We start from the raw sequence: 15,012 nt of genomic DNA on the forward strand, positions 1-15,012 counted from the left end.
TTTAGTAAGTTATAAAGCACCGATAATAGTTAATAAATTAAGGAGATTAATATGAAACTGAAACATATAGCAGTAGCTACAATAATAACTATATCCTTGGTGCTATCAGGATGTTCAACAAGTAGACAGTCTAGTTCCCCGAGTGACAGTAATGTTAAAACTCTTAATTTTGTTGCCCAACAAGAATTACCCACAGCAGATTTATCGTTAGCAACAGATACTGTTAGCTATACAGCCTTGAATAATATTTATGAAGGACTCTACCGTCAGGATAAAGATAATAATTTAATACCTGCAGGTGCAAAAGAAAAAGGCAAGATATCTGAAGATGGATTAACATACAACTTTGATCTTAATGAAAATGCGAAGTGGTCAAATGGTGATCCTGTCACAGCACACGATTATGTTTACAGCTGGAGAAGAACGGTTAATCCACAAACTGCTTCACAATATGCTTATTTATTTGAGTCTATTAAAAATGCTAAAGAAATAAGAGATGGTAAAAAGCAAGTTGAAGATTTAGGAATTGAAGCAACTTCAGATTATCAATTAAAAATAAAACTGGGTTCTCCAGTTCCCTACTTTGAAAGATTATTAACGTTGCCATCATTTTTTCCGCAAAATCAATCAGCAGTTGAAAAATATGGCAAGGATTATGCTTTAAAGAGTGAAACATCGGTCTATAACGGTCCTTTCAAATTAGAAGGATTTTATGGACCTGGAACAGATACTGCATGGTCATATATCAAAAACGACAAATATTTTGATAAAGATAACGTTAAAATAGATAAGATTAATATGAATGTTGTAAAAGACTCTGCAACTGCTTTGAATCTTTTTCAAAATAATCAAGCGGATGATATTGTGTTGACAGGAGAATTAGCACAACAAAATCAGGCTAATCAAGCTTATCAACCATTTCTACAGGCGACTACACAATATTTAAACTTTAACCAGATTGAATCAACCTCGCCGTTTAGAAATGAAAATTTACGCAAAGCAATCTCAACAGCTATTGATCGACAAGCATTAACGGATTCAATCTTAGGTAATGGATCAATACCAGCTACAGGGTTAGTGCCCAAAAACTTAATGAAGTCGCCTACAGGTTTAGATTTTACGGAAGCAGTAGGATACACATACAATCAGTTTGATACCAAAAAAGCACAAGAGTATTTTGCAAAAGCACAAGAGGAGTTAGGAATAGACAAATTTGAATTTAGTATACTTTCTTCTGATACAGACTCGGCAAAGAAAGTTATCGAGTATCTTCAAAATGTTATTGAAAGTACACTGCCAGATGTTAAAGTCAATCTAACACCTGTACCGTTTTCGGTGAGGTTAGAACGCTCTAGAGCTGGTAACTTTGATGTTTCTATGGTTTCTTATGGTGCAGATTATCTTGATGCCTCTACTTTTACTGATTTGTTACAAAATAATAATTCAGGTCGCTGGACTAATGAGACTTATACCGAACTACTTAAATCCGCAGCAACAACCAATGTAACAAATCCGCAGAAACGTTTTGAAGACTTAGTTAATGCTGAAAAGTTAGAGTTAGAAACGCAAGCTGTCGCACCTCTTTACCAGGTTGCAGAAGCGCATATGATTAATCCAAAAATCAAGAATTATGTTGCACATCCTGCTGGTGCCAAATTTGATTACAAATGGCTAGAATTAGAGTAGTAATTTAAAAAGATAATGCAAAAGCATTATCTTTTTTGTTTTTCACTTACTAAATTATAGTTATATTATTGGCGTACTTACTAAAAAAATGTATAATCTAACAGTACTTATTTTTTAGAAGGAGTAATTAACATGCAAAAAAAATGGACAGTACTTGCCTCGCTATTAGCGGTGGGGACAATATTGTCAGGTTGTTCAACTGGCAATAGCAAACAAACTAATAATACAAATGCAAAATCACTTAACTTTGTTGTTCAGCAAGAAATGCCAACAGCAGATCTTTCTTTAGCTAGTGATACTGTTAGTTTTACAGCTTTAAATAATGTTTATGAAGGGTTATATCGTCAAGACAAAAATAACGATTTAGTTCTTGCAGGTGCAAGTGAAAAACCACAAGTATCATCTGATGGCTTAACTTATACATTTAAATTAAGACAAGACGCCAAGTGGTCAAATGGAGATTCGGTGAAAGCACAAGACTATGTTTATGGATGGCAACGAACGGTCAATCCAAAGACGGCTTCTCAATATGCTTATTTGTTTAGTGCTATCGAAAATGGAAAAGAAACAAATGCTGGTTCAAAAGATGTTTCTGAATTGGGAATCAAAGCAGTGGGTGACTATGAACTTGAAATCAAGCTTAGCCAAGCAATTCCTTATTTTGAGAGACTCTTAACATTGCCAACATTTTTCCCTCAAAATCAATCTGTAGTTGAAAAATACGGAAAAGACTACGCAATTAATAGCGATAACGCTGTTTACAATGGCCCATATGTTTTACAAAACTTTTCTGGCCCAGGAACAGATGATACTTGGACATATGCCAAAAACAATCAATACTGGGATAAAAATGTTGTTAACTTAGATAGTATTAACGTTAGCGTTGTAAAAGATTCATCAACCGCATTAAACCTATTTAAGAATAATCAAGCAGATGATGTTGTTTTAACCGGTGAACTAGCCCAACAAAATCGTAGCGATGATGCTTACCAATCAATCTTACAAGCAACAACTCAATATTTAGAGTTTAATCAACGTGATGATAACTCCGTTTTTAAAAACGAAAACTTACGAAAAGCAATTTCATATTCAATTGATCGAAAAGCGTTAACAGACTCAATTTTAGGTAACGGTTCGATTCCTTCGAGTGGATTCGTACCTAAAAATATTATGAAATCACCTGATGGCAAAGATTTTACTGACGCTGTTGGAAACTACTTGAATGAAGACGCTAATCAAGCTAAAGAATACTGGAATAAAGCTAAGCAAGAGTTAGGGATTTCAACATTGAACTTTAGTATTTTGTCTTCAGATACTGATGCTTCGAAGAAAATTGTAGAATATCTACAAAACGCAATTCAAACTAACTTAGACGGTGTTAAAGTGAACTTAACACCCGTTCCTTTTTCTGTCAGACTGGATCGTGCTGCCGCCGGAAACTTTGACTTATTAATGGGATCATATGGTGCCGATTACTTAGATGCTTCGAGTTTTACTGACCTACTTAGATCAGGTATCTCCTATAATAGAGGTCAGTGGAGTAATCAACAATACGATGAACTTGTGAAAGCGGCTGCTACAACTGATGTAAAAGACGAGCAAAAGCGTTTTGACGATTTAGTGAACGCTGAAAAGATTGTGATGTCACAACAAGGTGTGGCACCACTATATCAAGCGGTAGAAGCTCACATGATTAATCCGAAAATCAAAAATTACGCAGCTCATCCAGCTGGCGCTAAATTTGATTACAAATGGTTATCGGTTGAATAAATATATCCTAATATTAAAGATAGATTGAAAAATATTTTTTAATCTATCTTTTTATTTTGTATAGGCTAAGACAACTGTTGTTTAGGTGGTTTACTATCTAGCAAGGTTTTATAATGGATTTATTATTAAAAATTGCTATTGATTTTTTAATTTAAAATCGGGTATAATTTTAAATATATTAATATTTTTTTAAGGAACGAAGGAGCGGTAATTATGAAAAAGAGATGGACAGCGGCTGCGTTTTTAATGGCAGCTAGTTTAGTATTGTCCGGATGTTCAACGGGAAAGGGAACTCAGACATCAGGCTCAGGTAGTACTAAAGACTTGAATGTTGTTGTGCAACAAGAAATGCCAACAGCTGACTTATCTTTAGCAACTGACAATATTAGTTTTACAGCACTAAATAATGTCTATGAAGGGTTATACCGTCAAGACAAAGATAACAACTTAGAACTTGCAGGTGCTGCTGAAAAGCCTCAAGTATCAGCTGATGGCTTAACTTATACATTTAAGTTAAGAGAAAATGCAAAATGGTCTAACGGTGAACCTGTTAAAGCCCAAGACTATGTTTACAGTTGGCAAAGAACAGTAAGTCCTCAGACAGCTTCACAATATGCTTACTTGTTTGCACCAGTTGAAAACGCTGAAGACATTACATCAGGCAAAAAAGCTGCCAGTGAATTGGGAGTTAAGGCAGTTGGCGACTATGAATTACAAATTAAGTTAAATAAAGCAACACCTTACTTTGAAAGACTACTTGCCTTTCCAACATTCTTCCCACAAAGCCAATCAGTAGTTGAAAAATATGGTAAAGATTATGCTGCAACAAGTGAAAATGCAGTTTATAATGGACCATTTACACTAACTGGTTTTTCAGGAGCTGGGACAGATACTGACTGGGTATATAAAAAGAATGAAAATTACTGGGATAACAGCAATGTAAAAATCGAAAACATTAATGTTAGCGTTGTTAAAGAATCATCAACTTCATTAGGACTGTTCAACAGTGGACAAGCAGATGATGTGATTTTAACAGGTGAATTAGCACAACAAAACCGCAATAACCCAGCATTTACTGCGATACCACAAGCATCAACTAACTACTTAGAATTTAACCAACGTACAGAAAGTTCACCATTTAGAAACGAAAACTTGCGTAAAGCTATCTCATATTCAATCGATCGTGATGCTTTAACTAATTCTATTTTAGGTGATGGTTCAATTGCTTCAACAGGACTTGTACCTAAGACAACAATGGCTTCACCAGATGGTAAAGACTTCACAGCTTCTGCAGGTAAACTTGTATCATACGATGCTCAAAAAGCTAAAGAATACTGGAATAAAGCTAAACAAGAACTAGGTATTTCAACATTGAACTTTAGTCTTTTATCTTCAGATACAGATTCATCTAAAAAGTAATTGAATACTTACAAAATGCAATTCAAACAAACTTAGACGGTGTAAAAGTTAATTTAACACCAGTACCATTCTCAGTTCGTTTGGATCGTTCAACAGCTGGTAACTTTGATGTATTATTGAGTGGATGGGGAGCAGATTACCTAGACGCTTCAAGCTTTACTGACTTATTTGTATCAGGAAACTCATACAATAGAGGTCAATACAGTAATACTGAATATGATAACTATGTAAATGCAGCTTCTGGTCAAGATGCAACAGATGCTAACAAACGTTTTGAAGATTTAGTTAATGCAGATAAAGTATTAATGAATACTCAAGGTGTTGCACCACTTTACCAAAAAGCTGAAGCACACATGATTAACTCAAAAGTTAAAAACCTTGTGTCACATCCAGCAGGTGCCCAATTTGATTACAAATGGGTAGAAATTCAAAACTAATTTAAGTACTTTAAATAGTTGAATAAAAAACAGGCTGGGAATTGAATTCTCAGCCTGTTTTAAAAAAGTTAGAAAATCGTATCGATTACCAACAAAATGATACTGATTGCTAGCAAGATGATACCTGGTTGTAAGAAGAAAGCTTTATGTTCTTTTCCAATAGTGGATAGTTTCCATTCGGATTCATAATCGGTTTTTCGTTTCAGGTGAAGTGATTTTTGGAAAAAGTCAAATGATCCTGAAGAAAAAACCCATAAAAATCCACCCACGATGAAGAAGAAAAGACTTATAATAAAAAGTGTATCTGACAAATGTAGCCAGGATAAATTATTTCGCACAATTAATAAAATAAGCGAAAAAACGAGCGCGACAGAACTTATCCATAGAGATGATTTTTTAAGTTTCATAGATAATAAACCTTTCGTTTAGTTAATATGTAGTTAAATTTATCTAAATTCTGTGTATAAGTCAAAGTTTAGGAGGAAAATCATGAGTAGTTTTTGGAAGTATTTCTTTAAACGTTTGTTTTACATGGTTATTACCTTATTAATTATCATCACGATTACATTTTTCTTGATGAAGTTATTGCCGGGTAGTCCATATTCAAACATTGAAAAATTATCACCTGATCAAGTTGCACAATTAAACCGTCAAAACGGGTTAGATAAGCCAGTCATTGTGCAATACTTTAACTATATTGTTAATATGTTCCATTTAGATTTCGGGACATCTTACCAATTTAAGAACCAATCTGTTTCTGGTCTTTTAATGGGTAGAATTGGACCTTCACTACAACTAGGTTTCCAAGCTCTTGTATTCGGAACAGTTATCGGAACTTTATTAGGTGCTGTTTCAGCTATGAAGCAAAATACATGGGTTGATACAGGTGCCACTTTAATTGCAATTTTGGGTCGTTCAATTCCTAACTTTGTGTTTGCGGTTTTACTTCAATTTGTGTTTGCATTACAGCTTCACGTTTTACCAATCGCAAAATGGGAAAGTTTCTCTTACACAATCTTACCAATGATTGCACTTGCGATGTCACCTCTTGCCGATTCAGCTCGTTTTATTAGAACTGAAATGGTTGAAGTGCTTCACAGTGATTACATCGAATTGGCCCGTGCAAAAGGGTTGAGTCGTTGGCAAATTGTTTACAAACACGCGTTGAGAAACAGTTTGATTCCACTACTAACCTTACTTGGACCTTTAGCAATTGCCTTGATGACAGGATCATTAGTTGTTGAAAATATCTTTGCTATTCCTGGTATTGGTGAACAATTTGTTAAGTCAATTACAACAAATGACTATCCAACAATTATGGCAATCACAATTTTATACTCAGCCTTATTGATTTTCATTATTTTAGTTGTCGATATTCTTTACGGAATTGTGGACCCTAGAATTCGTATTGCAGAAGGGAGCAAGGATTAATTATGAGTAAAGCAAAACTAAAACAAATCGAACAAATTCCTGCTTCTGAATTTCAACCTTTAACTAAAAATACAAAAGATGAACGTGAGCAGATTTCTGCACCTTCATTAACTTTCTTACAAGATTCATGGCGTCGTCTTAAAAAGAACAAAGCGGCGATGTTTAGTTTAAGCTTATTGGTGATTATTGTTTTAATTTCGCTAATCACAATTTTCTTTTCACCAAGTGATCCAACAGCACAGAATTTGAAGTATATTAACTTACCACCAAAATTACCAGGAATCGATATCAATGGTTTAAACGGTAAAGCAATGGTTGGTGGCCAATTAGTTGATAAATATGCACAAGCTGGTATTCCAGAAGGTGTACATTATTGGCTAGGAACTGACAGTTTAGGACGAGATCTTTTAAGTCGTTTACTTGTTGGGACTAGAATTTCATTATTAATTGCGTTTGCTGCAGCTGCTTTAGATATTATCTTTGGTGTAACTTACGGATTAATTTCAGGTTTATTAGGTGGCCGTGTAGATAACATTATGCAACGTTTCCTTGAAATTATTTCAGGGATTCCTAACTTAGTTGTTATGATTTTGATGCTTGTTGTTTTAAAACCAGGTGTACTTTCAATTGTAGCAGCTATGGCGATTACTAACTGGGTGCCAATGGCACGTGTGGTTCGTGGACAAACCTTAAAACTAAAAGATCAAGAATTTGTTTTAGCTGCGACATCTTTAGGTGAAAGCCGTTCAAAAATCGCATTTAAGCATATCTTGCCAAACATCTCTAGTGTTATTATTGTTCAAATGATGTTCAGTATTCCATCAGCTATCTTCTTTGAAGCCTTCTTGAGTTTTATCGGATTAGGTATTCAACCACCAAGTGCTTCACTAGGTATGTTGTTAAGTGATGGTTACAAAACATGGCAATATTTGGGTTACCAAATGTGGATTCCAGCTATTGTGTTATCAGTTATCATGATCGGATTTAACCTATTAGCTGACGGATTACGTGATGCCTTAGATCCTAAGATGAAAGAGTGACAAGAATGAAAAAAATGTTAGAAGTTAAAAATTTAGAAATTTCTTTTGATACATTTGCCGGAAAAGTTCAAGCCATTCGTGATGTTAGTTTCGACCTTAAAAAAGGTGAAACACTCGCAATCGTAGGGGAATCCGGAAGTGGTAAATCAGTAACAACAAGAAGTTTAATGAAACTATTAGCAAGCAATGCTAATGTTGAAAACGGTGAAATTTTATTTGATGGTCAAAATATCCTGGAAAAAAGTGAAGGTGAAATGCGTAAACTACGTGGTAGTAAAATTTCAATGATTTTCCAAGATCCAATGACTTCACTAGACCCAACAATGCCAATTGGAAAACAAGTGGCAGAGCCATTGATGATTCACCACCAAGCTTCTAAAAAAGAAGCTTATGCTAAAGCTTTAGAATTACTTGAAATGGTCGGGCTACCTAACGCTAAAGACCGTTTTAAGAACTATCCTCACCAATTTTCTGGTGGACAAAGACAACGTATCGTTATTGCGATTGCCTTAATTTGTAACCCAGAAGTCTTAATTGCCGATGAACCAACAACGGCACTTGATGTGACAATCCAAGCTCAAATTCTTGAATTGTTAAAAGATTTACAGAAAAAAGTGAAAACTTCAATCGTATTCATCACCCATGATTTGGGAGTTGTAGCAAATATTGCTGACCGTGTAGCGGTAATGTATGCAGGTAAAATCGTTGAAATTGGAACAGCAGAAGAAATTTTCTATAATCCAAGACATCCTTATACATGGGGATTACTAGGATCAATGCCGTCAATTGAAGGATCAAGTTCTCGCTTGTATGCAATTCCAGGGACGCCTCCTGACTTATTGACACCACCAAAAGGTGATGCGTTCTACCCACGTAACGAATTTGCCTTGAAGATTGATGCTGAACAACAACCACCTTACTTTGAAGTGTCAAAAACACATAAAGCAGCAACTTGGTTGTTAGCACCTCAAGCACCTGAAGTAACGCCACCAGAAGAAATTCAAAAGCGTTGGCAAAAATTCGAAGAACTAAAACGTGCAAAAGAGGTGAAAGATAATGAATAATAAAGTTTTACTTGATGTTAAAAATTTAAAACAATATTTTAACGTAGGTCGTAAAGACGAAGTTAAAGCGGTTGATGACATTAGCTTTCACATTTATGAAGGAGAAACCTTTGGTTTAGTTGGTGAATCCGGAAGTGGTAAATCGACAACAGGACGTAGTATTATGCGTCTTGAACATCCAACAGCGGGTGATGTTACTTTTGATGGCCAAGATGTATTAGCATTAAAATCAAAAGAAGACATGCGTCGTTTCCGCCGTAATGTGCAAATGATTTTCCAAGATCCTTATGCTTCTTTGAACCCTAGAATGAAAGTTGAAGATATTATAGCTGAAGGGTTAGATATTAACCATTTAGTTAAAAACAAAGAACAACGTGCAAAACGTGTTAATGAGTTGCTTGAAATTGTGGGATTGAATCCAAACCATGCAACAAGATATCCTCACGAATTCTCTGGTGGACAAAGACAACGTATCGGGATTGCACGTGCGCTAGCCGTTGATCCTAAATTTATTGTAGCTGATGAACCGATTTCTGCTCTTGATGTGTCTATTCAAGCGCAAGTTGTAAACCTGTTACAAGATTTGCAAAAAGAACATAAGTTGACTTATCTATTCATCGCTCACGATTTATCAATGGTTAAACATATCAGTGATCGTATTGGTGTTATGCATCATGGAAAATTACTTGAAGTAGCTTCAAGTGATGAAATTTACTACAATGGTGTGCATCCTTATACAGAGAGTTTGCTTTCTGCTATTCCAATGCCAGACCCTGAATATGAACGCTCAAGAAAACGTGTGACTTATCAACCAATTGAAGACGACAAAGAACGTCGTATGCAAGAAATCACACCAGGACATTTTATTTACTGTTCAGATGATGAAGTTGAAATGTATCAAGATAAATTAAACAAAAAAGTAATGGCTTCCCGTTAGGGAACTGTTACTTTTTTTATTTTTGTTTTATGATAGAGATGAATAAAAAGTTAAGGGTGATTAAGAATGGAAAATTTGTTTAAACGACCTCGTAAAATCACTGAAGATATTGATGATCGCAGTGTGACTTGGTTAGAGTTATTTTATGACTTGATTTTTACAGTTGTGTTATTGGACTTGACGGAGGGGTTAGTTCATCATTTTACAATTGGTAATTTTGTGAATACGACTGTTTTATTTTTCTTGTTTTTGTGGAGTTGGAATGAGACTTCAGTGTATTTTGACGACCACGGTAATTTAGGGTTAATTAACACAATTATTATGAATCTTCAAATTATTCTAACAGGAGTTGCAACGCTCTTTATTCCAGAAGCCGTTGAAGGTGATTTTAGTCATATTTTAATTGCATTTATGGCGATTGAGCTTTTAATGATTGTGATTTGGTCGACAGTAAGCTATTTTGACAAAATTCATCGTCAAGTTGCGTTATCTTGCGTCGCACTATACACAGTCGTATTGGTTGTTTTAATAATTGGTTACTTTATTGCGCTGGACTCAGCTAAATGGTTGGTTATCATTGGATTACTAATGAACTACTTTGGGTTGCTACTTGTTTCACCTGTCATGAAAAGAGAGTACGAAGTCAATCAGATGGATTATGCGATAAAAGATTCCTTAATTGAACGCTACGGACTAATCATGATGATTACGTTAGGAGAGGTTATTGCAGGGTTTTATACGAGTCTTAAATATCCGCTTCATACCGACAAAATAGTAGGATTTATCTTAAGTGTTATTTTGATTGCGTCAGCTGCGGGGATTTTTTATCGTATTTTAGGTGATATTGAAATTAATGTAAAATCAGCTGCTAAAATGCTGGCAATGAGAATGTTATTTTTGTTAGACATTTACTTGATTATGACGAGTGGAATTGCGCTACACTTGATTCTTGAAGGTCACGATTCAATCGGGGTCAGATTATTATTCGTGTTGACTTTATTTGCTAGCATGACCATGATTTGGATTATTCGTGCAATTGCGATGTTACCTAAGAATAGACATAAGGCTTATATTTATTTAGCTATTGAAATTATTGCGTATTTAATATTAATCATGATGCCAAAACTCCTATTGCTACTGGGTGTTGACGTTTTATTAGCCTTTCATTTAATGCACTATATTAAGACAAGAGAAGAGGCCTAATATAGGATAATAACTTTTTGATAGTTAGTTGTTGACATTTGTTTAAAACCTGTTAACATAAGGGATAATATTTCGCTACTAGCCTTTCGTACTTTTATATTTTTGAAGGGAGTACTAGTAATATGTTACAACACAAAATTCAACTTAATACATTAACACAGGTTTTCACAGTTAGTGACGCTAAAGGCAACCATGCCGACGGTGCTACAATTGAAGAAGCCGTAGAAAAGTTAAATCACACACTTAGTGCTTAAGAAGATGATCAACCAGAAGTTGGGGGGTCATCTTTTTTTATTTAAAAAATTATAAAGACTGTCGGCACTAGATTAAAAATAACGTAAAATAGAATTATCTTACTTCTGATAGGAGAATTATATGGATTGGTTTTTACGCGTAATTAAGGGGATGCTAATTGGTTCTGGTTTTATCCTGCCCGGGATTAGTGGCGGAACATTAGCTGTCGTATTTGGCGTTTATGAACGTGTTATTTCATTTTTAGCCAATATTAAGAAAGATTTTAAGCAAAACGTTTTGTTTTTTATCCCACTAGGAATTGGTGGTATTTTAGGGATAATCGTATTTTCACTGTTAATGAGTGTGGCACTAGCCAAATATGAATATCAAATGCTATGGGTATTCATAGGGGCTATTGTGGGCACATTACCGACTTTATTTCGACAATCAACAGAACAAACTGAACGTACAACAGCAGATACTATCATCTTAATCACAACTGCGATTATAATGACGGTGTTCTTAATTTTTGGACAGGGATTATTTGGTCACATCCCGCAAAATTTCTTCACTTGGATTTTGTCAGGCTTTTTGATTGGACTAGGTGTAATCATCCCAGGCCTAAGTCCGTCTAACTTTTTGATTTATATGGGGATGTATCAACCAATGACAGATGGATTGAAGACTTTTGATTTAGGAGTTGTGATTCCTTTAGCCATTGGGGGGATTTTGAGCCTTGTGACATTATCTAAATTAGTTAATTTAATTCTTCAAAATTATCACTCAAAATTATTCAACTTTATAATTGGTGTCGTTATTGCGTCAACTGTTGTTATCATTCCACTTAATGTGACATATGATTTTGTAACAATTATCAGTTGTGCAGCTTTATTCCTAGTTGGAATTGGGATTGCTTATTTAATGACAAAATTAGACCAAAAAGAAAAAACTTAGGTTAATAACCTAAGCTTTTTTTAATAAGGATTAAACAGTTGGTTTATCTTTATCTGTATAAACAAAGAAAGTGATAATAAAACTGAAGATGAAAGCAACAGCACAAGCTGCAATAGCCGCAAATAGTCCTGTTAAGTTACCATCACTTGGAATATAAGTTAAGAAAGTAAAGAATCCAAGCACACCAACAGTATAAACAAGTGTATTAAATAGTCCCATAATTAAACCACCAATACCGGCACCAATCATGCTGATAACAAACGGTTTCTTGGTTGGGATTGTAACCCCAAACATAGAAGGCTCTGAAATACCAAACACACCTGTAATAAAGGCTGATAAACTAAGTGCCTTGAATTTTTTGTCTTTTGTTTTAAGCATAACACCTAAAACAGCACCAATTTGTGCGTAAAGCGCAGCAAAAGTTAAAGCCATAATAGGATCTTGTCCGACTGTTGCAATGTTGATAAAGGCAATTGGAATAATTCCCCAGTGAAGTCCTAAAACAACTAGTGGTTGCCAAAGCACACCCAGTACTAAACCAGCGATAGCAGGATTTAATTGAACAAGTGTTTGAATAATCCAGCCCATTCCTTGAGAAAGCCAAGTAGTTAAGGGTCCAATGATTAAGAAGATAAGTGGAATTGTAATAATCAATGTGCAAAATGGCACAATGAAGTTTTGAATGATTTCTGGAATCCATTTTGTGAAGAATTTTTCAAGTTTTGAAGCTAATAACACGCCGACAATAACTGGGATAACCGAACTGGTGTAGTTAACCATGATTAATGGAATCCCAAAGAATGTATCAAAAACGTGTGTTTGAAGTGGGGTATTAGCAAACAGTGTAAATAAAGGCGTAGCAGATTCTGGGCTAGCCATTTGAACAATGCTAGGATAGGTTAAAGTCGCACCAATGGTAATTCCCAGTAGTGGAGAAGTCTTAAATCGTTTTGAAGCACTGTACCCTAAAACAATAGGTAAGAAGTAGAAGAAGCCATCTGAAATGGCGTACAATACTTGGTAAGTACCACTATGACTGTCCATTAGTTTTAAAGCAGATAATGCCGACATCAATCCTTTTAGCATCCCTGTTGCAGCTAAGAATCCTAAGATAGGCATGAAGATACCTGATAAAGTATCAAGTAAGCGATTGAATAAGTTTTGCTTACCTTGTGTATCATCAGGTGTATCGAGTAATTCATAATACAGATTAGTTGCTTCTTTATCTGTCTTTAAAGAAACATGATTTTTTTCAATCACTACTGACGTCACATGGGGTAATTTTTCAAGTTTTTCAGCTTCAGGGACGCTTTCTAAATCGAAAAATAAAGAATCTTTTCGATGCCCTAAAGCCATTAATTTGTCCTTACCACCAATTAGCGCAAATAGTTCTTGGCTTAGTGTGTTCATTTGAGCACTCCTTTTTATAAAGTTTAAATTTTCCTTAAGTAAAGTTTAACGTATATCAGGGGTATTTTGCCAATAAAAAAAAGATGTGGTATAGTGTTACTTACAAAAAAGAAGTAAAAGGAGAACACAAAATGAAAGTATTTGTAGCTGGCGCAAACGGCCGTGTAGGTCGTCATGTTGTTAATAAATTAATCCAAAAGGACGATGATGTGTTGGCGGGTGTCAGAGACCCTAAAACACAATCGATTTTGCGACATGATCACGTTGCTTATGTGCCGTTTAATCTACACCAAGATATCGATCAAATGGTGGATGCCTTTTCAAATTGTGACGCGATTATTTTTGCAGCGGGTTCAGCTGGTAAAGATTTAGCAAAAGTCGATTTAGATGGTGCAGTTAAGACCATGAAAGCGGCTAAAAAAGCTGAGATTAAGCGTTATATTATGGTTAGTGCGGTCAATGCAGACCATCCTGAAACTTGGCCAGGAAAATCACTACATGATTACTATGTTGCCAAGCATTACGCTGATGAATGGTTAAGAGGAACAGACTTGAACTATGTTATTGTTCAGCCTGTCACACTAAGTGACAGACCAGCAACTGGTGAAATCGAGTCAAATTATACCGAACTATCAGATGAAATTAGCCGTGAAGATGTAGCAGAGTTTTTAGCACAAGTGGTTAGAAAACCAGGTGTTAATCGTCTGACAGTTGATATTTCAAATGGTGATGAAGCCATTCATGAAGTTATTTCAGATTTATAGTTTTATAGGAGGTTTTTAATATGAAAATTTTTGTAGTAGGTGCAAATGGTCGTGTAGGTCGTCATGTTGTTCAAAAATTAGCTCAAAAGCAAGATGAAGTGATTGCAGGTGTTCGTGACCCTAAAACACAGTCATTAGTTGAAGCTGACAATGTCAATTATGTGGAATTTAACTTACATCAAGATGCTGCCCAAATGGCTGAAGCTTTCAAGGGAAGTGAAGCGATTATCTTTGCGGCAGGATCTGCAGGTAAAGATGTCTTGAAAGTTGACCTAGATGGCGCAGTGAAAACGATGACAGCTGCTAAAGAAGCTGGCATTAAGCGTTATATTATGGTGAGTGCGGTTAACGCAGACCGTCCTGAAACATTCCCTGGTCAAGCACTACACGATTACTATATTTCAAAGCACTATGCTGATGAATGGTTGAGACAAACAGACTTAGACTATGTGATTGCGCAACCAACAGCCTTGACAGATACCCCTTCAGATGGTCTGATTAATGTAGGTCGCAAAGGGATGCAATCTGAAATTAGTCGTGAAAGTGTCGCAGAATTTTTAGCTGAAGTTGTTAGAAATAATGCGATTAACCATCAAACAATTGACTTGTCTGATGGTGAAACACCAATTTCACAAGCCATTGCTGACCTATAATTAACAAGAT

At 35.4% G+C, this 15,012-nt stretch carries 13 protein-coding genes and 1 pseudogene; 12 read left to right on the forward strand and 2 right to left on the reverse strand.

Translation table 11 applies throughout. The features are described from left to right. Positions 1-51 precede the first annotated feature (51 nt). The 3 genes and pseudogenes from JNUCC72_RS00960 to JNUCC72_RS00970 all read left to right on the forward strand — a co-directional run bounded on the left by JNUCC72_RS00960 (position 52) and on the right by JNUCC72_RS00970 (position 5,312). Complete coding sequence (locus tag JNUCC72_RS00960) at positions 52-1,686, forward strand: peptide ABC transporter substrate-binding protein (protein ID WP_454144034.1); 1,635 nt, start codon at positions 52-54, stop codon at positions 1,684-1,686. Between the two features lie 132 nt (positions 1,687-1,818). After that, a complete protein-coding gene (locus JNUCC72_RS00965; RefSeq protein ID WP_454144036.1) occupies positions 1,819-3,456 on the forward strand; it encodes a peptide ABC transporter substrate-binding protein in 1,638 nt (545 codons plus the stop codon). Between the two features lie 213 nt (positions 3,457-3,669). Beyond that, positions 3,670-5,312 (forward strand): annotated as a pseudogene (locus JNUCC72_RS00970) (peptide ABC transporter substrate-binding protein). A 68-nt stretch (positions 5,313-5,380) separates the two neighbouring features. Here JNUCC72_RS00970 and JNUCC72_RS00975 read toward each other — a convergent pair. Beyond that, on the reverse strand, positions 5,381-5,719 hold the full coding sequence (locus JNUCC72_RS00975; RefSeq protein WP_454144038.1) for a DUF3899 domain-containing protein: 339 nt from the start codon (positions 5,717-5,719) through the stop codon (positions 5,381-5,383). 82 nt (positions 5,720-5,801) lie between these two features. Between JNUCC72_RS00975 and opp3b the strand changes: the two genes are divergently transcribed. The 7 genes from opp3b to JNUCC72_RS01010 all read left to right on the forward strand — a co-directional run bounded on the left by opp3b (position 5,802) and on the right by JNUCC72_RS01010 (position 12,175). Further along, a complete protein-coding gene (gene opp3b / locus JNUCC72_RS00980; RefSeq protein ID WP_454144040.1) occupies positions 5,802-6,743 on the forward strand; it encodes an oligopeptide ABC transporter permease in 942 nt (313 codons plus the stop codon). Between the two features lie 2 nt (positions 6,744-6,745). Continuing rightward, positions 6,746-7,783 carry an ABC transporter permease gene (locus JNUCC72_RS00985; RefSeq protein ID WP_454144042.1) on the forward strand — a complete coding sequence of 346 codons (1,038 nt, stop codon included), beginning with the start codon at positions 6,746-6,748 and terminating at the stop codon, positions 7,781-7,783. A gap of 5 nt (positions 7,784-7,788) precedes the next feature. Continuing rightward, positions 7,789-8,847, forward strand: coding sequence for an ABC transporter ATP-binding protein (locus JNUCC72_RS00990; RefSeq protein ID WP_454144044.1), 1,059 nt, complete (start codon positions 7,789-7,791; stop codon positions 8,845-8,847). Then, positions 8,840-9,784, forward strand: coding sequence for an ABC transporter ATP-binding protein (locus JNUCC72_RS00995; RefSeq protein ID WP_454144046.1), 945 nt, complete (start codon positions 8,840-8,842; stop codon positions 9,782-9,784). Before JNUCC72_RS00990 ends, JNUCC72_RS00995 begins: the two co-directional genes overlap by 8 nt. A gap of 66 nt (positions 9,785-9,850) precedes the next feature. Beyond that, a complete protein-coding gene (locus JNUCC72_RS01000) occupies positions 9,851-10,987 on the forward strand; it encodes a low temperature requirement protein A (RefSeq protein ID WP_454144048.1) in 1,137 nt (378 codons plus the stop codon). Positions 10,988-11,109: 122 nt separating this feature from the next. Further along, positions 11,110-11,241 carry a hypothetical protein gene (locus JNUCC72_RS01005; RefSeq protein ID WP_454144050.1) on the forward strand — a complete coding sequence of 44 codons (132 nt, stop codon included), beginning with the start codon at positions 11,110-11,112 and terminating at the stop codon, positions 11,239-11,241. Between the two features lie 121 nt (positions 11,242-11,362). Next, positions 11,363-12,175, forward strand: a complete 813-nt coding sequence (locus JNUCC72_RS01010) for a DUF368 domain-containing protein (RefSeq protein WP_454144052.1) — start codon at positions 11,363-11,365, stop codon at positions 12,173-12,175. 30 nt (positions 12,176-12,205) lie between these two features. On the opposite strand, the gene JNUCC72_RS01015 is transcribed toward JNUCC72_RS01010, so the two are convergent. Further along, on the reverse strand, positions 12,206-13,585 hold the full coding sequence (locus tag JNUCC72_RS01015) for a PTS transporter subunit EIIC (protein ID WP_454144054.1): 1,380 nt from the start codon (positions 13,583-13,585) through the stop codon (positions 12,206-12,208). Between the two features lie 131 nt (positions 13,586-13,716). On the opposite strand from JNUCC72_RS01015, the gene JNUCC72_RS01020 reads away from it, so the two are divergent. Next, the gene (locus JNUCC72_RS01020; RefSeq protein ID WP_454144056.1) at positions 13,717-14,349 is read left to right on the forward strand and encodes an SDR family oxidoreductase; all 633 of its coding nucleotides are present in this window, start codon (positions 13,717-13,719) and stop codon (positions 14,347-14,349) included. A gap of 20 nt (positions 14,350-14,369) precedes the next feature. Beyond that, positions 14,370-15,002, forward strand: a complete 633-nt coding sequence (locus JNUCC72_RS01025; RefSeq protein ID WP_454144058.1) for an SDR family oxidoreductase — start codon at positions 14,370-14,372, stop codon at positions 15,000-15,002. Positions 15,003-15,012 lie beyond the last annotated feature (10 nt).

This window comes from Holzapfeliella sp. JNUCC 72 (assembly GCF_053668685.1).